The 18,589-nt window shown below is 64.1% G+C and carries 16 protein-coding genes and 1 tRNA gene; 1 reads left to right on the plus strand and 16 read right to left on the minus strand.

The annotated features are described in order from the left end of the window. From EV667_RS22360 to rpsL, 4 genes are all read right to left on the minus strand, one after another. Nucleotides 1-96: GTP-binding protein (locus EV667_RS22360; RefSeq protein ID WP_244518008.1), on the minus strand; the 96-nt coding region annotated here is incomplete at its 3' end. Between the two features lie 64 nt (nucleotides 97-160). Continuing rightward, nucleotides 161-2,236 (minus strand): elongation factor G, encoded by a 2,076-nt coding sequence (fusA, locus tag EV667_RS22365; protein WP_131837533.1) that lies wholly within the window; start codon nucleotides 2,234-2,236, stop codon nucleotides 161-163. Nucleotides 2,237-2,263: 27 nt separating this feature from the next. Continuing rightward, nucleotides 2,264-2,734 carry a 30S ribosomal protein S7 gene (gene rpsG / locus EV667_RS22370; protein ID WP_131837534.1) on the minus strand — a complete coding sequence of 157 codons (471 nt, stop codon included), beginning with the start codon at nucleotides 2,732-2,734 and terminating at the stop codon, nucleotides 2,264-2,266. 10 nt (nucleotides 2,735-2,744) lie between these two features. Further along, nucleotides 2,745-3,116, minus strand: a complete 372-nt coding sequence (rpsL, locus tag EV667_RS22375) for a 30S ribosomal protein S12 (protein ID WP_018390597.1) — start codon at nucleotides 3,114-3,116, stop codon at nucleotides 2,745-2,747. 801 nt (nucleotides 3,117-3,917) lie between these two features. On the opposite strand from rpsL, the gene EV667_RS22380 reads away from it, so the two are divergent. Beyond that, on the plus strand, nucleotides 3,918-4,340 hold the full coding sequence (locus EV667_RS22380) for an organic hydroperoxide resistance protein (RefSeq protein WP_131837535.1): 423 nt from the start codon (nucleotides 3,918-3,920) through the stop codon (nucleotides 4,338-4,340). An 82-nt stretch (nucleotides 4,341-4,422) separates the two neighbouring features. On the opposite strand, the gene rpoC is transcribed toward EV667_RS22380, so the two are convergent. The 12 genes from rpoC to EV667_RS22440 all read right to left on the minus strand — a co-directional run. Next, entirely contained in the window at nucleotides 4,423-8,613 is a 4,191-nt protein-coding gene (gene rpoC / locus EV667_RS22385) for a DNA-directed RNA polymerase subunit beta' (RefSeq protein ID WP_131837536.1), read from the minus strand. Nucleotides 8,614-8,738: 125 nt separating this feature from the next. Then, the gene (rpoB, locus tag EV667_RS22390; protein ID WP_131837537.1) at nucleotides 8,739-12,869 is read right to left on the minus strand and encodes a DNA-directed RNA polymerase subunit beta; all 4,131 of its coding nucleotides are present in this window, start codon (nucleotides 12,867-12,869) and stop codon (nucleotides 8,739-8,741) included. A 273-nt stretch (nucleotides 12,870-13,142) separates the two neighbouring features. Beyond that, a complete protein-coding gene (rplL, locus tag EV667_RS22395; RefSeq protein ID WP_131837538.1) occupies nucleotides 13,143-13,514 on the minus strand; it encodes a 50S ribosomal protein L7/L12 in 372 nt (123 codons plus the stop codon). 49 nt (nucleotides 13,515-13,563) lie between these two features. Beyond that, nucleotides 13,564-14,082 carry a 50S ribosomal protein L10 gene (rplJ, locus tag EV667_RS22400; protein WP_131837539.1) on the minus strand — a complete coding sequence of 173 codons (519 nt, stop codon included), beginning with the start codon at nucleotides 14,080-14,082 and terminating at the stop codon, nucleotides 13,564-13,566. 471 nt (nucleotides 14,083-14,553) lie between these two features. Further along, the gene (gene rplA / locus EV667_RS22405) at nucleotides 14,554-15,252 is read right to left on the minus strand and encodes a 50S ribosomal protein L1 (protein WP_131837540.1); all 699 of its coding nucleotides are present in this window, start codon (nucleotides 15,250-15,252) and stop codon (nucleotides 14,554-14,556) included. Between the two features lie 4 nt (nucleotides 15,253-15,256). Next, nucleotides 15,257-15,706 carry a 50S ribosomal protein L11 gene (gene rplK, locus EV667_RS22410; protein WP_131837541.1) on the minus strand — a complete coding sequence of 150 codons (450 nt, stop codon included), beginning with the start codon at nucleotides 15,704-15,706 and terminating at the stop codon, nucleotides 15,257-15,259. Between the two features lie 273 nt (nucleotides 15,707-15,979). Then, the gene (locus EV667_RS22415) at nucleotides 15,980-16,351 is read right to left on the minus strand and encodes a ribbon-helix-helix domain-containing protein (RefSeq protein ID WP_131837542.1); all 372 of its coding nucleotides are present in this window, start codon (nucleotides 16,349-16,351) and stop codon (nucleotides 15,980-15,982) included. 79 nt (nucleotides 16,352-16,430) lie between these two features. Then, nucleotides 16,431-17,045: a DJ-1/PfpI family protein gene (locus EV667_RS22420; RefSeq protein ID WP_131837543.1), complete on the minus strand. Its 615-nt coding sequence runs from the start codon at nucleotides 17,043-17,045 to the stop codon at nucleotides 16,431-16,433. Nucleotides 17,046-17,227: 182 nt separating this feature from the next. Continuing rightward, a complete protein-coding gene (gene nusG / locus EV667_RS22425) occupies nucleotides 17,228-17,758 on the minus strand; it encodes a transcription termination/antitermination protein NusG (RefSeq protein WP_018390588.1) in 531 nt (176 codons plus the stop codon). A gap of 11 nt (nucleotides 17,759-17,769) precedes the next feature. Next, nucleotides 17,770-17,967 (minus strand): preprotein translocase subunit SecE, encoded by a 198-nt coding sequence (gene secE, locus EV667_RS22430; RefSeq protein WP_131837544.1) that lies wholly within the window; start codon nucleotides 17,965-17,967, stop codon nucleotides 17,770-17,772. Between the two features lie 202 nt (nucleotides 17,968-18,169). Then, nucleotides 18,170-18,245: transfer RNA gene (locus EV667_RS22435), tRNA-Trp, on the minus strand. Nucleotides 18,246-18,494: 249 nt separating this feature from the next. Continuing rightward, nucleotides 18,495-18,589: EF-Tu C-terminal domain-related protein (locus EV667_RS22440; RefSeq protein WP_131837545.1), on the minus strand; the 95-nt coding region annotated here is incomplete at its 5' end.

Genomic DNA, 18,589 nt, shown 5'->3' on the forward strand with positions numbered 1-18,589 from the left:
GATCGCAGCCGTCAGAGACGTCTTGCCATGGTCAACATGGCCAATCGTCCCGATGTTGCAGTGAGGCTTCGAACGGTTGAACTTCTCTTTGGCCACGGGGCTCTCCGTCGGTCTTATCTATGTGGATACGAAATCGCTTCAGAAATTCAGGCTGGACGCATCATGCGTACTTGGCCTGAACCTCCTGAGCGACGTTCGACGGCACCTGCTCGTAGTGGTCGAACTGCATGGTGAAGGTAGCGCGGCCCTGCGAGAAGGACCGGAGCGTATTGACGTAGCCGAACATGTTGGCCAGCGGCACCATCGCATTCACGACGTTCGCATTGCCACGCATGTCCTGGCCCTGGATCTGGCCGCGACGAGAGTTGAGATCGCCGATGACCGAGCCGGTGTAGTCTTCCGGGGTCACGACCTCGACCTTCATGATCGGCTCAAGCAGCACCGCGCCGCCCTTCTGAAGGGCCTCGCGGAACGCCGCACGGGACGCGATTTCGAAGGCGAGGGCCGACGAGTCGACTTCGTGATAGGCGCCGTCGATGAGCTCGACCTTGACGTCGACGACCGGGAAGCCGGCCAGCACGCCCGAACCGAGCACGCTTTCCAGACCCTTGTTGACGCCGGGGATGTACTCCTTCGGCACCGCGCCGCCGATGACCTTGCTCTCGAACGCGAAGCCCTTGCCGACTTCGTTCGGCTCGACAACGAACTTCACCCGGGCAAACTGGCCAGTACCGCCGGTCTGCTTCTTGTGGGTGTAGTCGATTTCGGTCTTCTTCGTGATCGTCTCGCGATAGGCGACCTGGGGAGCGCCGATATTGGCATCCACCTTGTAGGTGCGCTTCAGGATGTCGACCTTGATGTCGAGGTGCAGTTCGCCCATGCCCTTGAGGATGGTCTGGCCGCTCTCGAAATCGGTCGACACGCGGAAGGACGGATCCTCCGCCGCGAGCTTCGCCAGAGCGAGGCCCAGCTTCTCCTGGTCGGCCTTGGACTTCGGCTCGATCGCGATCTCGATGACCGGCTCGGGGAATTCCATCTTCTCAAGGATCACCGGCTTGGCCGGGTCGCACAGCGTATCGCCGGTGCGCACTTCCTTGAGGCCCGCCAGAGCGACGATGTCGCCGGCATAGGCCTCCTTGATGTCTTCGCGGTTGTTCGCATGCATGAGAAGCATGCGACCGACGCGCTCCTTCTTGTCGCGGGTCGAGTTCAGGAGACCCATGCCGGTTTCCAACTTGCCGGAATAGACGCGGCAGAAGGTGATGGTACCGACGAAGGGGTCGTCCATGATCTTGAACGCGAGGACCGAAGTCGGGTCCGCGTCGTTCGGCTGCCGCACGGTCTCTTCTTCGGTGTCGAAGTCGATACCCTTGATGGCGCCACGATCGATCGGGCTCGGCAGGAAGTCGCAAACCGCGTCGAGCAGGGGCTGGACGCCCTTGTTCTTGAAGGCCGACCCACAGAACACCGGGTTGAACACGCGGCCAATGACAGCCTTGCGGATCAGACCCTTGAGGGTGGCTTCGTCGGGCTCGACACCGTCGAGATAGGCGGAGAGCACGTCGTCGTCGAGCTCGACAGCCGCTTCGAGCAGCTTGCCGCGATACTCGATCGCCTGGTCGAGCAACTCGGCCGGGATCTCTTCGTCGCGATACTTCGCACCGAGCTCCTCATTGTCCCACACGACCGCCTTCATGCGGATGAGGTCAATGATGCCCTTGAAGTTGATCTCGGAACCGATGGGCAGCTGGCAGCACACAGGCTTGCCGTCCACGCGGTCGATGATCATCTCAACGCAGCGGAAGAAGTCGGCGCCGGTCTTGTCCATCTTGTTGACGAACACGATGCGCGGAACATTGTACTTGTCGGCCTGGCGCCAGACGGTCTCGGTCTGGGGCTCGACGCCCTGGTTGCCGTCGAGAACGCAGACGGCGCCATCGAGCACACGCAGCGAACGCTCGACTTCGATGGTGAAGTCGACGTGGCCGGGGGTGTCGATGATGTTCAGGCGCTTGCCGTGCCAGAAAGCGGTCGTCGCGGCCGACGTGATCGTAATGCCGCGCTCCTGCTCCTGGGTCATCCAGTCCATGGTGGCAGCGCCATCATGGACTTCGCCGATCTTGTGGCTCTTGCCGGTGTAATAGAGGATCCGTTCAGTCGTGGTTGTCTTGCCGGCATCAATGTGGGCCATGATGCCGAAGTTACGGTAGTCTTCGATAGCATTAATGCGCGACATATCAGATCCTCGTCCCGGCTCTCGTCATCACCAGCGGTAGTGAGAGAAGGCGCGGTTAGCCTCCGCCATGCGGTGCGTGTCTTCACGTTTCTTCACGGCGGTGCCGCGGTTGTTCGAGGCGTCGAGCAATTCGCCCGACAGACGCTCGACCATGGTCTTCTCGTTGCGGGCACGTGCCGCAATGATCAGCCAGCGGATCGCGAGAGCCTGACGGCGCTCGGGACGCACTTCGACGGGCACCTGGTAGGTGGCGCCGCCGACACGGCGGGAACGCACCTCAAGGGCCGGGCTGACATTGTCGAGCGCCTGGGTGAACACACCCAGCGGCTCGGACTTGGCGCGGTTCTCGACCAGGTCGAGGGCGCCATAAACGATCTGCTCGGCAACCGACTTCTTGCCGTCATACATGACGGCGTTCATGAAGCGGCTCAGCACCTCGCTCCCGAACTTGGGATCCGGGGTAACTTCGCGGCGCTCTGCACGATGACGACGGGACATCGCTCAATCCTCACTTCGGCCGCTTGGCGCCGTACTTGGAACGGCGCTGCTTACGATTCTTGACGCCCTGCGTATCGAGCACGCCGCGCAGGATGTGATAGCGCACGCCAGGAAGATCCTTGACGCGGCCGCCGCGGATCATCACCACGGAGTGTTCCTGCAGGTTGTGCCCCTCGCCGGGGATGTAACCGATGACTTCATAGCCATTGGTCAAACGAACCTTGGCGACCTTACGAAGCGCCGAGTTCGGCTTCTTCGGGGTCGTCGTGTAGACGCGGGTGCAAACACCACGCTTCTGCGGGCTAGCCTGCAGCGCCGGAACCTTGTTCCGGGCCTTCTGGGCTTCCCGCGGCTTGCGGATCAGCTGGTTGATCGTCGGCACGTGTCTCGCCTTCGTCTCGCTGCGCTACGGACAGGAATGCCCTCGCGCTAACCCAATTTCCGCGGCCGCAACCGCATTCTCGTCTCTCGGCAAATCGGAACCATAAGCACACCGGCGAGCCTGCGAACGAAAGAAGCGCCGCCGGCCAGAACCTGGCCGAGGGCGCTATACGTTCAGAGGATCACGCGATGACCCAAAGGCCACCAGATGCGCGATCATGCGCCGGATTTGGTCGTGCTAGCGTCCCGGCAGCGTCTTGAGGTTCTGTGTCCAGACAGGGTGTCCGAACGCGGTAACTTCAACCGCCTGCCGTGAAAGTAGGCGCCTTCTACCCGCCGACTCGTCCGACGTCAACCCTTAACCTCAATAATGGCGGCTCACGGGGCCGTGCGAGGCTTTGCAGCCATTAGATTTCGTCGCGCCCTGCCTCGACGCAACGAATCTCCGCTCCGGCCGCCTGGCCGTCGACGCCCGCACAGAGCAGAGAATCGCCGCTTGAGGCCGGCTTCGTCGCAAAGGTGTCGCGAATCGTGAGGCATTCGCGAATCGAGGCCGGCGGACCGTCAGATCGACCGCGCCGGCCCCTCCCCCACGCGGGCTCGTGCCGTCGCGCCCGGCGCGGGCCGCGCCATCCATCGGGCGGAGCGCGGGATTCGCGATGAACTAAATGGCGATAAACTTTATCGCCGTATTTTTTCTCGACATATGTCAACCGAAGCGCTATCCAGCTTTTATATCGCGCACGATATACATTTGCGTGTTTCACCGGCGGCACGCGCCGCCCTGCAAGAGAGTCCCATCATGAACATCCTCTACAAGACACAGGCGTCCGCCACAGGCGGGCGCACCGGCTCGGCGGCGACAGCCGACGGCACCCTCAAGGTCGAACTGGTGACCCCCAAGGAGCTCGGCGGTCCGGGTGGCACCGGCAACAACCCGGAACAGCTCTTCGCCGCCGGCTATGCCGCCTGCTTCCTCGGCGCCATCAAATTCGCCGCCGGCCAGCAGAAGACGAAGATCCCGGACGACGCCAAAGTCACCGCCGATGTCGGCATCGGGCCGCGCGCTGACGGCAAGGGGTTCGGTCTCGACGTTGCGCTGACGATCGCCCTGCCGGGCATCGAGCGTGCCGTGGCGGAAGACCTTGTCGCCCGCGCCCACATCGTCTGCCCCTATTCGCATGCCACCAAGGGCAATCTCGACGTGCGCCTCGCCGTCGCCTGAACAGGCCAGGTTGCCGTCCCAAAGCAAAAGGGCCGCCCCGTGGGGAGCGGCCCTTCGTCGTTTCAGGAAACCACGGCGCCGATCACTCGGCGGCGGCGGGTCCTTCGAGGCGCGGCGCGTTGGAGGCGACGCCGTCCTGTTCGTTCTGCGCGGCGATGAGTTCGTCGCGCGAGGTCGCGGTCACGCGGAGCTTGGCCATCTGCGCGCCGGTACCCGCCGGGATGAGGCGGCCGACGATGACGTTCTCCTTGAGGCCGGCGAGATCATCGGACTTGCCGTTGACCGCAGCCTCGGTGAGCACCCGGGTCGTCTCCTGGAAGGAGGCGGCCGAGATGAAGGAGCGCGTCTGCAGGCTCGCCTTGGTGATGCCGAGCAGCACGGGATGACCGTGCGCAGGCTTCTTGCCCTCGGCGATCAGCACCTCGTTGATCTCGTTCAACTCCGACGCGTCGATCTGCTCGTTGGTGAGCAGGTCGCTCTCGCCGGCGTCGTCGATCTCGACCTTCTGCAGCATCTGGCGAACGATCACCTCGATGTGCTTGTCGTTGATAAGCACGCCCTGCAGCCGGTAGACCTCCTGGATCTCGTTGACGAGATAGGCGGCGAGTTCCTCGACGCCCTTGATGGCCAGGATGTCGTGCGGCGCCGGGTTGCCGTCGACGATGAAGTCGCCCTTTTCGACGAGGTCGCCATCCTGCAGATGGATGTGCTTGCCCTTCGGGATCAGGTACTCGGCCGTATCGTCGGTCGAATCCTGCGGCTCGATGCTCACGCGGCGCTTGTTCTTGTAGTCCTTGCCGAAGCGGATCGTGCCGGAGATTTCGGCGATGATCGCCGCATCCTTCGGACGACGCGCCTCGAACAGCTCGGCCACGCGCGGCAGGCCGCCCGTGATGTCGCGGGTCTTGGCGGATTCCATCGGCACGCGGGCCAGAACGTCACCCGCCTTGATGGTGGAGCCGGGATCGGCCGACAGGATGGCTTCAACCGGCAGCGTGTAGCGGGCATCGCCGCCGCGCTGCAGCTTCAGCACCTTGCCGTCCGCACCCTTCACCACCAGCGAGGGACGCAGTTCCGAGCCACGGCCGGTGCGCCAGTCGGTGACGACGCGCTTGGCGATGCCGGTCGACTCGTCGACCGTTTCGCTGAGCGAGGCGCCTTCGACCAGATCCTCGTACCCGACGATACCCTCGACCTCGGTGAGGATCGGGCGGGTATAGGGGTCCCACTCGGCGATGCGCTGGCCGCGCTTGATGGCGTCGCCGTCATCCACCTTCAGCTTGGCGCCGAACTGGATGCGGTGCGCCGCCTTTTCCGAGCCGTCATGATCAATGATCAGGACGGAAAGGTTGCGGCTCATCGCGATCAGCTCGCCTTCCGAGTTCCGCACCACGTTGCGGTTGCGGATCTTCACCGTGCCCTCGAAAGAGGCCTCGATGAAGGACTGCTCGGAGAGCTGCGCCGCGCCGCCGATGTGGAAGGTGCGCATGGTGAGCTGGGTGCCCGGCTCGCCAATCGACTGCGCCGCGATGACGCCGACCGCCTCGCCCATGTTCACCGGCGTGCCACGTGCCAGATCGCGGCCGTAGCAGGTGCCGCAGACGCCGTTCTTGGCCTCGCAGGTCAGCACGGACCGGATCTTGATCTCCTGCACGCCCGCCTTGCCGATACGATCGACATCGGCCTCGTCCATCATATGGCCGGCCGGCACGATCACATTGCCGGTCGCCCCCTCGATCACGTCTTCGGCCGCGGTACGGCCGAGAACGCGCGAGCCGAGCGTGGCAACGATGTTGCCCGCGTCGATGATGGCGCGCATGGCGATACCGTTCGTGGTGCCGCAGTCGCGCAAGGTGATGATGCTGTCCTGGGCCACGTCGACGAGACGACGGGTCAGGTAGCCCGAGTTGGCGGTCTTCAGCGCGGTATCGGCCAGGCCCTTACGGGCACCGTGGGTCGAGTTGAAGTACTCGAGCACGGAGAGGCCTTCCTTGAAGTTCGAGATGATCGGCGTCTCGATGATCTCGCCCGACGGCTTGGCCATCAGGCCGCGCATGGCGGCGAGCTGGCGCATCTGCTCGCGCGAACCACGCGCGCCGGAATGCGCCATCATGTAGATCGAGTTGATCTGCTTTTCGCGACCCGTGACCGGGTCCTTCTTCACCGCCGAAATCTCAGCCATCATCTCGTCGGCGAGGCGGGCGGAGCACTTGCCCCACGCATCGACGACCTTGTTGTACTTTTCGCCCTGGGTGATCAGGCCGTCATTGTACTGCTGCTCGTACTCCTTGGTGAGCGCACGGGTCTCTTCGACCATGTCCCACTTCTTGGAGGGCACCACCATGTCGTCCTTGCCGAACGAAATACCGGCGCGGAAGGCGTTGGAGAAGCCGAGCGTCATGATGCGATCGCAGAAGATGACCGTCTCCTTCTGACCGCAGTGGCGGTAGACGGTGTCGATCATGTTCGAGATTTCCTTCTTGGTCATCAGCTTGTTGACGACGTCGAAGGGGGTCTTGGCGTTCTTCGGCAGCAATTCGCCGAGCTTCATGCGGCCGGGCGTGGTCTCGTGGATCTTCGAGACCGACTTGCCCTCTTCGTCCACGCCGATATAGCGCCCGCGCACCTTGGTGTGCAGGGTGATGGCCTTGACCGCCAGCGCGTGGTCGATCTCGCCCATGTCGGAGAACGCCATGCCCTGGCCCGGCTCGTTCTCCTTCATCATGGTGAGATAATAGAGACCGAGCACGATGTCCTGCGAGGGCACGATGATCGGGGCGCCGTTGGCCGGGTGCAGGATGTTGTTGGTCGACATCATCAGCACGCGCGCTTCGAGCTGCGCCTCGATGGACAGGGGCACGTGCACCGCCATCTGGTCGCCGTCGAAGTCCGCGTTGAAGGCCGAGCAGACCAGCGGGTGAAGCTGGATCGCCTTGCCTTCGATCAGCACCGGCTCGAACGCCTGGATGCCCAGGCGATGCAGCGTCGGGGCGCGGTTCAGCATCACCGGATGCTCGCGAATGACCTCGTCGAGGATATCCCACACCTCGGGACGCTCCTTCTCGACCAGCTTCTTCGCCTGCTTAACGGTGGCGGAAAGGCCCTTGGCGTCGAGGCGCGAATAGATGAAGGGCTTGAACAGCTCCAGCGCCATCTTCTTCGGCAGGCCGCACTGGTGCAGCTTCAGTTCGGGACCGACAACGATCACCGAACGACCGGAATAGTCGACGCGCTTGCCGAGCAGGTTCTGGCGGAACCGGCCCTGCTTGCCCTTCAGCATGTCGGCGAGCGACTTCAGCGGACGCTTGTTGGCACCCGTGATGACGCGGCCGCGACGGCCATTGTCAAACAGCGCATCGACCGCTTCCTGAAGCATGCGCTTCTCGTTGCGGATGATGATGTCCGGCGCCTTCAGCTCGATCAGCCGCTTGAGGCGGTTGTTACGGTTGATGACGCGGCGGTAGAGGTCGTTCAGGTCGGACGTCGCGAAGCGGCCGCCGTCCAGCGGGACAAGCGGGCGCAGGTCCGGCGGGATGACCGGCACATGCGTCAGGATCATCCATTCCGGCTTGTTGCCGGACTCCTGGAAGGCCTCGACGATCTTCAGGCGCTTGGCGAGCTTCTTCGGCTTCAGCTCGGTGGTCGCCTCGGCGATCTCCTTGCGCAGGTTGCCAGCGATCCTCTCGAGGTCCATGCCGCGCAGAATCTCGCGGATCGCCTCGGCGCCGATCAGGGCGGTGAACGAGTCATCGCCATATTCTTCCTGAGCGCGCAGATAGTCCTCTTCCGAGAGGAGCTGACGCTCCTTCAGCGGGGTGAGGCCCGGCTCGATGACGCAGTAATACTCGAAGTACAGGATGCGCTCGAGGTCCTTGAGCGTCATGTCGAGCAGCAGGCCGATGCGGCTCGGCAGCGACTTCAGGAACCAGATGTGGGCAACCGGGGCGGCGAGCTCGATATGGCCCATGCGCTCGCGGCGCACGCGCGACAGCGTGACTTCCACGCCGCACTTCTCGCAGATGATGCCCTTGTACTTCATGCGCTTGTACTTGCCGCACAGGCACTCATAGTCCTTGATGGGACCGAAGATGCGCGCGCAGAACAAGCCGTCGCGCTCGGGCTTGAACGTACGGTAGTTGATCGTCTCCGGCTTCTTGATCTCACCGAAGGACCACGACAGGATCTTCTCCGGACTCGCGATCGAGATTTTGATCTGATCGAAAGTCGGCGCCGGCGCCGCCGGGTTGAAGAGATTCATGACCTCTTGATTCATCGCCGTCTCCTTCGGCTGGACCCCGCCTCCGCCGCCGCGGCTGGTTGGGGTCACGGAAAAGTCTCGTCTGTCGAGCGATCGAAAGGGCGGACACGCCTGCGCGTCCGCCCCCTTGTTTCAGTCGGTCATTCGCCCGCTGGCAGGCTCTCGCCCGGCGTCGCAACCGCGGAGAGGGTCTTGGAGTTCATCAGCTCGACGTTGAGGCCGAGCGAACGCATCTCCTTCACGAGAACGTTGAAGCTCTCGGGGATGCCCGCCTCGAAGGTGTCGTCGCCACGCACGATCGCCTCGTAGACCTTGGTGCGGCCCGCGACGTCGTCCGACTTGACGGTGAGCATCTCCTGCAGCGTGTAGGCGGCGCCATAGGCCTCCAGTGCCCACACCTCCATCTCGCCGAAGCGCTGACCGCCGAACTGCGCCTTGCCGCCCAGCGGCTGCTGGGTGACGAGCGAGTACGGGCCGATCGAGCGTGCATGGATCTTGTCGTCGACAAGGTGATGCAGCTTCAGCATGTAGATGTAGCCGACCGTCACCTTACGGTCGAACTGCTCGCCGGTCCGGCCGTCGAACAGCGTCGACTGCGCCGACTTGTCGAGACCCGCCAGCTCCAGCATGTGCTCGATATCCGCCTCATGGGCGCCATCGAACACCGGCGTGGCAATCGGCACGCCGCGACGCAGGTTCGACCCCAGCTCGACCAGACCGTCCTCGTCGAGCGAGTCGATGGTCTCGTCCTTGCCGTAGATCTTGCCGAACGCGTCCTTGAGCGGGCCGATGTCCTGCGTCTGCCGGTAGCCCTCGATCGCACGGTCGATAACCCGGCCGAGACCGGCGCAGGCCCAACCCAGATGCGTTTCGAGAATCTGCCCGACATTCATGCGCGAGGGCACGCCGAGCGGGTTGAGCACCATGTCGACCGGGGTGCCGTCCTCCAGGAACGGCATGTCCTCGACCGGAACGATGCGCGAGACCACGCCCTTGTTGCCGTGCCGGCCGGCCATCTTGTCGCCCGGCTGGATCTTGCGCTTCACCGCGATGAAGACCTTGACCATCTTCATCACGCCGGGCGGCAGTTCGTCGCCGCGCTGGAGCTTCTCGACCTTGTCGAGGAAGCGCTGCTCAAGGCGCTTCTTCGACTCGTCGTACTGGTTGCGGATCGCCTCCAGCTCGCTCATCGCGTGGTCGTCGGCGATGGCGAACTGCCACCACTGGCTGCGCGGGTACTCGGTCAGCACCGAACGGGTGAGCGGGGTGTCCTTCTTGAAGCCCTTGGGCCCGGCCACGCCGACCTTGCCGTCCAGCATCTCGGCCAGACGGCCGAAGACGTTGCGGTCGAGGATCGCCTGCTCGTCGTCACGGTCCTTGGCGAGGCGTTCGATTTCCTCGCGCTCGATCGCCTGGGCGCGCTCGTCCTTGTCCACACCGTGGCGGTTGAACACGCGCACTTCGACGACCGTGCCGGTGACACCGGGAGGAACGCGCAGCGAGGTGTCGCGCACATCCGCCGCCTTCTCGCCGAAGATGGCGCGAAGCAGCTTCTCTTCCGGGGTCATCGGGCTCTCACCCTTCGGCGTGATCTTGCCGCAGAGGATGTCGCCCGCCTGCACTTCGGCGCCGATATAGACGATGCCGGCCTCGTCCAGGTTCTTCAGCGCCTCTTCCGACACGTTCGGAATGTCGCGCGTGATTTCCTCCGGACCCAGCTTGGTATCGCGGGCCATCACCTCGAATTCCTCGATGTGGATCGAGGAGAAGATGTCGCCCTTGGAGATGTTCTCCGACAGCAGGATCGAATCTTCGAAGTTGTAGCCATTCCACGGCATGAAGGCGACGAGGATGTTCCGGCCGAGCGCGAGATCGCCGAGATCGGTCGAGGGACCGTCGGCAATGATGTCGCCCTTGCGCACCCGGTCGCCCACGCGCACCAGCGGACGCTGGTTGATGCAGGTCGACTGGTTGGAGCGCTGGAACTTCTGCAGCCGGTAGATATCGACGCCCGACTTCGACGCGTCGTTCTCTTCCGTCGCGCGGATGACGATACGGGTCGCATCCACCTGGTCGACGATGCCGGTACGGCGCGCACCGATGGCGGCACCCGAATCGCGGGCCACTATCGATTCCATGCCCGTGCCCACGAAGGGGGCATCGGCACGCACCAGCGGCACCGCCTGGCGCTGCATGTTCGAGCCCATCAGCGCGCGGTTGGCGTCGTCGTTCTCAAGGAACGGGATGAGCGCGGCGGCAACCGAAACCAGCTGCTTGGGCGACACGTCCATGAAGTCGACACGGTCCGGCGTGACCAGCAGAACGTCGCCGGCATGACGGCAGACGATCAGGTCTTCGGTGAAGCGGCCTTCTGCGTCGAGCGGAATATTGGCCTGCGCGACGTAGTACTTCCCCTCCTCCATGGCGGAGAGATAGACCACCTCGTCCTGCACCTGGCTGTCCTTCACGCGGCGATAAGGCGCCTCGATGAAGCCGTACTTGTTCACGCGGGCGAAGGTCGCCAGCGAGTTGATGAGGCCGATGTTCGGGCCTTCCGGCGTCTCGATCGGGCAGATGCGGCCGTAATGCGTCGGGTGCACGTCGCGCACCTCGAAGCCGGCGCGCTCGCGCGTCAGGCCGCCCGGGCCAAGCGCCGAGAGGCGGCGCTTGTGGGTAATCTCGGACAGCGGGTTGGTCTGGTCCATGAACTGCGAGAGCTGCGACGAGCCGAAGAACTCGCGCACCGCCGCCGCCACAGGCTTGGCGTTGATCAGGTCCTGCGGCATCACGGTGTCGATGTCGACGGACGACATGCGCTCCTTGATGGCGCGCTCCATGCGCAGCAGGCCGACGCGGTACTGGTTCTCCATCAGCTCGCCGACCGAGCGGACGCGGCGATTGCCGAGATGATCGATGTCGTCGATCTCGCCCTTGCCGTCGCGCAACTGGACCAGCGTCTGGATGACCGCGAGAATGTCCTCGCGGCGCAGCACGCGCACCGTGTCCTCGGCGTCGAGGTCGAGGCGCATGTTCATCTTCACGCGGCCGACCGCGGACAGGTCGTAGCGCTCGCTGTCGAAGAACAGCGAGTGGAACATCGCCTGCGCGGAATCGAGCGTCGGCGGCTCGCCGGGCCGCATCACGCGGTAGATGTCGAACAGCGCGTCCTCACGGGTGACGTTCTTGTCGACCGTCAGCGTGTTGCGGATATAGGCGCCCACATTGATGTGGTCGATGTCGAGGATCGGCACCTCTTCATACCCAAGCTCGACAAGCTGCTTGAGCATCTTCTCGGTGACTTCCTCACCGGCTTCGACATAGATCTCGCCCGTGGTCGGGTTGACCATGTCCTCGGCCACATACTGGCCGACCATCTCCTCGTCGGAGATCTTGAGCGCCTTGAGGCCCTTCTCGGCGAGCTGGCGGGCCTGGCGGACCGTCACCTTCTTGCCGGCCTCGACAACGACTTCGCCGGTGTCGGCGTCGACGAGATCGGACACCGCCTTGTAGCCCTTCATCCGCTTGGGATCGAAAGGCATGCGCCAGCCATCCTTCGCGCGAGCGAAAGTGATGGTCTCGTAGAAGGTGTTGAGGATCTCCTCGCCGGCGAGGCCGAGGGCGAAGAGAAGGCTCGTCACCGGAATCTTGCGGCGGCGGTCGATGCGCGCATAGACGATGTCCTTGGCGTCGAACTCGATGTCGAGCCAGGAACCGCGATAGGGAATGATGCGGGCGGCGAACAGCAGCTTGCCCGAGGAGTGCGTCTTGCCCTTGTCGTGGTCGAAGAACACGCCCGGCGAGCGGTGCATCTGGGAGACGATGACGCGCTCGGTGCCGTTGACGATGAACGTGCCGTTCATGGTCATCAGCGGGATGTCGCCCATATAGACATCCTGCTCCTTGATGTCCTTGACGGACTTGGAGCCGGTATCGGGATCGACATCGAACACGATGAGGCGCAGCGTCACCTTGAGCGGCGCGGCAAACGTCATGCCCCGCTGGCGGCACTCGTCAACGTCGTATTTCGGCGGTTCAAACTCGTAACGGACGAATTCGAGCATCGCTGCGCCCGAAAAGTCCGAAATCGGAAATACCGACTTGAAAACCGCCTGAATGCCGTCGTCTGCGCGACCGCCCTTCGGCTCAACGATCTGCAGGAACTGGTCGTAGGATGCCTTCTGAACCTCGATGAGGTTCGGCATCTCCGCCACTTCCTGGATCTTGCCGAAAAACTTGCGGACCCGCTTACGACCGGTGAACGTCTGCGCCATGTCGCTCCTCGCTCCGTCCGAGTATCCGTCAGCGCCATCCACGATACCGGCGGGAGGGCCGGTGGCCTTGCGTGGAGGCTTATGATCACGGAACAATCCGACGAGGATGAGGCGCCGTGGCGCCCTGCCCTCCGATCATCCCGCAACCGACGGCTCGCCAGACGATCCCTGTCCGGATCGTCTGGGAAGCCGTCGGGCTTCCTTCAGTCGCGCCCTCGGCACCGCCGAAGGCAGAGGCCGCCGGCGAACCGGCGGCCCCGAATGATCAGATGATCACTTGAGCTCGACCTTGGCGCCGGCCTTTTCGATCTGCGCCTTGATCTTCTCGGCTTCGTCCTTGGTCACGCCTTCCTTGACAGCCTTGGGGGCCGCCTCGACGAGATCCTTGGCTTCCTTGAGGCCCAGGCCGGTGATGGCGCGGACTTCCTTGATGACCTCGATCTTCTTATCGCCGGCCGAGGCCAGGATAACGGTGAACTCGGTCTGCTCTTCAACGGGAGCAGCGGCAGCGGCCGGGGCCGAGGCGACAGCCACGGCGGCGGCGGCGGAAACGCCCCACTTCTCTTCGAGGAGCTTCGCGAGCTCGGCAGCCTCGAGAACGGTCAGGGCGGACAGCTCGTCAACGAGCTTCGACAGATCAGCCATTTTACTTAAGTCCTTGGATTTAGGTTCGAACCAGTATTACCGGGAAGCCTCACGCGGCTTCGTTCTCTTTGGCATAGGCCGCAAACACGCGGGCGAGCTTAGCCGCCGGCGCGGTGCTGAGCTGGGCGATCTTGGTCGCCGGGGCCTGGATAAGGCCGACGAGCTTCGCGCGCAGTTCATCAAGGGACGGCATGGTGGCCAAGGCCTTCACACCATCCACATTCAGGGCCGTGGTGCCGAACGCTCCGCCCAGGATGACGAACTTGTCGTTCGCCTTGGCAAAGTCGACGGCGACCTTCGGAGCCGCAACAGGATCGCTCGAATAAGCGATGATGGTCGGACCCTTCAGCAGGGCCGCGACATGTGCGACGTCCGAACCTTCGAGAGCGATCTTGGCGAGGCGGTTCTTCGCCACCTTCACGGTCGCACCATTCGCCTTCATCTGGCGGCGAAGAGCCGACATCTGGGCGACGGTGAGGCCGGAATAGTGGGCCACTACGACAACCGAAGTGTTCTGGAACACGTCGGTCAGCGTCGTGACGAGCTCTTCTTTTTGTGCTCGATCCACTTCACTTGCTCTCCGGTGGCGAGGAAGATGGTCTTCCCCGCCGGGTTTGCGCCTTGCCGCCCCTCCTTGCGGAGCGACGACGGTTGGTATCCTGTCCCCTGGGACCGAAAAACCGGCCAAGGCGCTGGTTCGAGCCGAAATCCAGGACCCGGTTGCCCGGAACCCTTCCTGCGGTCGTACCCCGTCTATGCTGGCCCCGATCGGGATTAAGCCACCTCGGCGAGGGGCACCGGCAGTCTCGGACAGGACGTAAAGCCGGCAGGGCGAACCCTACCGGCCTCTCCGCCCGGTTTTACGCGGGCGAAAGCTGAAATTTCGTCGGCACGCCACCGACATCGTCGGCAACGAAACCGCCCATATAGTGAGTCGCGTGGGATTTGTCACCCCTGATAGCACCAGGGGCTTGACAAATCCACACCGTCGCAATCACGGGACCGCGACCGGCCCCGTGAGGAAGGTGCGACAACGCGATCAGCCGGCAACCACGCTCGCCGGCTCGACCTTCAGGCCGGGGCCCATGGTCGAGGAGACAGCGACGCGCTGAAGGTAGGTGCCCTTGGCGCCGGTCGGCTTGGCCTTCACCACCGCGTCGACGAAGGCGCGGATGTTCTCGGCCAGCTTGTCGACCGGGAACGAGGCCTTGCCGATGCCGCCATGGATGATGCCGGCCTTTTCGACGCGGAACTCGACAGCGCCGCCCTTGGCAGCCTCGACCGCACCCTTCACGTCCATCGTGACGGTGCCGACCTTCGGGTTCGGCATCAGGCCGCGCGGGCCGAGCACCTTGCCGAGACGGCCGACGAGCGGCATCAGGTCCGGGGTGGCGATGCAGCGATCGAAGTCGATCGTGCCGCCCTGGATGGTCTCCAGCAGATCCTCGGCACCGACGATGTCGGCACCCGCCGCCTTGGCTTCGTCGGCCTTGGCGCCACGCGCGAACACGGCGACGCGGACGGTCCGGCCCGAGCCGTTCGGCAGGTTGCACACGCCGCGCACCATCTGGTCCGCGTGGCGGGGATCGACGCCCAGATTGAGCGCCACTTCGATGGTCTCGTCGAACTTGGCGTTGGCCCGGTCCTTGAGAAGCGTCAGGGCCTCATCGAGGCCATACAGCTTCACCGGGTCGATGCCCTCGCGGACGGAGCGAACACGCTTGGAAATCTTGGCCATCAGCTCAACCCACCACTTCGAGGCCCATGGAACGGGCGGAGCCCTCGATCATGCGAACCGCCGCTTCGACGGATTCGCAGTTGAGGTCCTTCATCTTCTTGTCGGCGATTTCCCGCATCTGCTCCTGCGAGATCTTGCCGACGAAGCCGCCCTTGCCAGGCGTCTTGTGGCCGGAGCCGGGCTTCTTCTTGGTTTCAAGGCCGGCGGCCTTCTTCAGGAAGTAGGAGACCGGCGGGGTCTTCAGCTCGAAGGTGAAGGAGCGGTCCTGATAGGCCGTGATCACCACCGGGATCGGCATGCCCTTTTCGAGCTGGCCGGTCTGGGCGTTGAACGCCTTGCAGAATTCCATGATGTTGAGGCCGCGCTGACCGAGCGCCGGGCCGATCGGCGGCGCGGGGTTGGCCGAGCCGGCAGGCACCTGCAACTTGATGTAGCCGGTGATCTTTTTCGCCATGACGAACTCCTCGGCGGCGCGACTGCCAGTCGCAAACGCCAAAGCACGCCGTCGCGACGGCTTCATCGCGGGCGGCGTAAATGGAGGGTCGCGGTAGCGGCACGTTTAAAACGCTGGCTGGCGAACCGGCCGTGCCTCCCGCGAATGAACGCACCCTCGGGGCGTTAACCCCTCGGATGCAACGCATGCCATACAGGAAGACGCGATCAAACGCAACGGTGCCGTGCGGGTCCCTCCATGCCACTGCCCTCCCTCGCCATTATCCGGCGAAGCTCACGCCGCCGAGTACAGGGCGCGACGGCTGCGATGCGCCTCGCGCGCCAGAATGGCGTCGGCGTCGAGGCTGCGAATGGGCGTGCGCAGGTCGCGCGGCACTTCGCCTTCCAATTGAAGCGCGAGATAGCGCCCGCAGCACACACGCAGGAAGGAGGCGAAATTCTCCACCCCGCCATGGGCGAAGGTCAGTTCCTCATGCAGCCGGGCAAGGAGCTGCGGCAGGCTCATGCCATCGCGCTGGGCAATCTCCTCCAGCACCTGCCAGTAGAGATTCTCCAGCCGCACGCTGGTGGAGAAGCCGTTCAGGCGAAGCGATTTCAGCCGCGTCTGCCACAGGGCAGAATCAGCCTCGATGAAGAGCTTGCACATGGCGTGCCTCCCTCGGCGGCGGAGCCTCCCGCCCCGCCACGCGCATCATAATCCTCTTCGGCTGGAGTGCGAAGGCGCTTCACGCAGCCTTGCGCACGCCCGGGTTTACCTCGCCATGCGAGATGGTGGTGCCGAGGACGGCGAGGAACTGGCCGATCCATGCCGGATGCGCCGGCCAGGCGGGAGCGCTCACCAGATTGCCGTCCGTGACCGCGGCGTCGATGGCGATGTCGGCATAGGTCCCGCCCGCAAGTTCCACCTCGGCGCGGCAGGCCGGATAGGCCGAACAGGTGCGCCCCTCCAGCACCCGCGCACCGGCGAGCAGCTGGGCGCCATGGCAGATCGCCGCCACCGGCTTGTCGGCCTCGAAAAAGTGCCGGACGATCTCGACAGTGCGCGCGTTGAGCCGCAGATATTCCGGCGCCCGCCCGCCCGGAACCACCAGCGCGTCGTAGCCGGCCGGATCGATCTCGGCGAAGGTGGCGTTGAGCGCGAAATTGTGGCCGCGCTTTTCCGAATAGGTCTGGTGCCCCTCGAAATCGTGGATCGAGGTCGCCACGCTGTCGCCGGCCTTCTTGTCCGGGCAGACGGCATGCACCGTGTGCCCGACCGCCAGCAGCGCCTGAAACGGCACCATGGTCTCGTAGTCCTCGACGAAGTCGCCGACGATCATCAGGATTCGCTTGGCCGCCATTGCGTCCTCCCCTGTTGTCCCGCCATCCGCACGATACGGCGACGGGCTTGCCGGGGAGGATAGGACGCCAGCCTGGGCCGAGGGTGTTAACCCGCTAACGCGCAGCGCTGACGGTTACGCGGCCGCCAACGAAAAAGGGCGCCGCCGAAGCTGCGCCCTTGAAACCGTCCGCGAAAGCGGCGTCAGACCTTCTCGACCTGGCCGAATTCGAGTTCGACCGGCGTGGCGCGGCCGAAGATCGACACCGCGACCTTGAGGCGCGAGCGACCCTCGTCGACTTCCTCGACGATGCCGTTGAACGAGGCGAACGGGCCGTCCGACACCTTGACCGTCTCGCCGACCTCGAAGGTGATCGAGGGCTTGGGCCGCTCGATGCCTTCCTGCACCTGCTGAAGGATGCGCATGGCTTCCTTCTCGGCGATCGGCATCGGCTTGTTGTCGGCGCCGAGGAAGCCGGTGACCTTCGGCGTGTTCTTGATGAGGTGGAAGGCCTCGTCGGTGAGGTCCATCTTCACCAGCACATAGCCGGGGAAAAACTTGCGCTCGGCGTCGACCTTGCGGCCGCGGCGCACTTCGACGACCTTCTCGGTCGGCACCAGCACCTGCTCGAAGAGATCGGTGAGGCCGCGCTGCGCGGCCTGTTCCTTGATGGAATCAGCGACCTTCTTCTCAAAATTGGAATAGGCGTGGACGATGTACCAGCGCATCGGCATCGCGTCTCTCCTCAACGGCCGATTTGCAGAATCTGAGCGATGACGAAGCTCAGAATCTGGTCGGCGACCAGGAAGAACAGCGAGGCCAGCACCACCATGACGAACACCATTGCGGTAGTGATAAGCGTCTCGCGACGGGTCGGCCAGGTGACCTTGCGGGCTTCCGCGCGGACCTGCTGAAAGAACTCGACCGGGTTCGTCTTCGCCATGCTCGTCTCGAAACGCCTCTGATGCGGCCCGCGCCGTTATCGGCTGATCGCGGCGCGCCGCCTGCGGGTCCCGCCGCGCGCCGCCTTTCGGCACCAGCCCGGCACGACCCTTCTAAAAATGCACGAAGCGGGCGTATAGCCCGCAAAGCCGCCTCGCGTCAAAGAACCTTTGCCGCCTTGCCTGCCACCCCGGTGGGAAGGGTGGCAGGAGTGGAGGGGCTCGAACCCCCAACCCCCGGTTTTGGAGACCGGTGCTCTACCAGTTGAGCTACACTCCTAGAAGAGGCGGACGGGGCACCGCCCCGGTGGTCCGCCTCTCGAATCGCGAGGCACTATAACCGGCGGCGCGCCCACGTCGAGGGGCGCGCGCCCCGGTTTCAACAGTTCGGCGTCGAAGCGGAAAAAACTTCGGCGCCGGAAAGGGATGCGGCCAGCACACCCCGCCCCGGGACATCATTCGATGACGGAGGCGACCACGCCGGCACCGAAGCCGTTCGCGCGTGTCGCGAACGGCCCGATTGCTTCGATCACTCGATGATGGACGCGACCACGCCGGCGCCGACGGTACGGCCGCCTTCGCGGATGGCGAAGCGCAGCTTTTCTTCCATCGCGATCGGAACGA

This window comes from Ancylobacter aquaticus, from assembly GCF_004339465.1.
GTDB classification, from domain to species: Bacteria; Pseudomonadota; Alphaproteobacteria; order Rhizobiales; family Xanthobacteraceae; genus Ancylobacter; species Ancylobacter aquaticus.

Bases quoted from the DNA above. Each gene is read 5' to 3' on its own strand.
- fusA (WP_131837533.1), bottom strand. From the start codon at position 2,236: ATGTCGCGCATTAATGCTATCGAAGACTACCGTAACTTCGGCATCATG.
- rpsG (WP_131837534.1), bottom strand. From the start codon at position 2,734: ATGTCCCGTCGTCATCGTGCAGAGCGCCGCGAAGTTACCCCGGATCCC.
- EV667_RS22380 (WP_131837535.1), top strand. From the start codon at position 3,918: ATGAACATCCTCTACAAGACACAGGCGTCCGCCACAGGCGGGCGCACC.
- rpoC (WP_131837536.1), bottom strand. From the start codon at position 8,613: ATGAATCAAGAGGTCATGAATCTCTTCAACCCGGCGGCGCCGGCGCCG.
- rpoB (WP_131837537.1), bottom strand. From the start codon at position 12,869: ATGGCGCAGACGTTCACCGGTCGTAAGCGGGTCCGCAAGTTTTTCGGC.
- rplL (WP_131837538.1), bottom strand. From the start codon at position 13,514: ATGGCTGATCTGTCGAAGCTCGTTGACGAGCTGTCCGCCCTGACCGTT.
- rplA (WP_131837540.1), bottom strand. From the start codon at position 15,252: ATGGCCAAGATTTCCAAGCGTGTTCGCTCCGTCCGCGAGGGCATCGAC.
- rplK (WP_131837541.1), bottom strand. From the start codon at position 15,706: ATGGCGAAAAAGATCACCGGCTACATCAAGTTGCAGGTGCCTGCCGGC.
- EV667_RS22415 (WP_131837542.1), bottom strand. From the start codon at position 16,351: ATGTGCAAGCTCTTCATCGAGGCTGATTCTGCCCTGTGGCAGACGCGG.
- EV667_RS22420 (WP_131837543.1), bottom strand. From the start codon at position 17,045: ATGGCGGCCAAGCGAATCCTGATGATCGTCGGCGACTTCGTCGAGGAC.
- nusG (WP_018390588.1), bottom strand. From the start codon at position 17,758: ATGCCGATGCGCTGGTACATCGTCCACGCCTATTCCAATTTTGAGAAG.
- secE (WP_131837544.1), bottom strand. From the start codon at position 17,967: ATGGCGAAGACGAACCCGGTCGAGTTCTTTCAGCAGGTCCGCGCGGAA.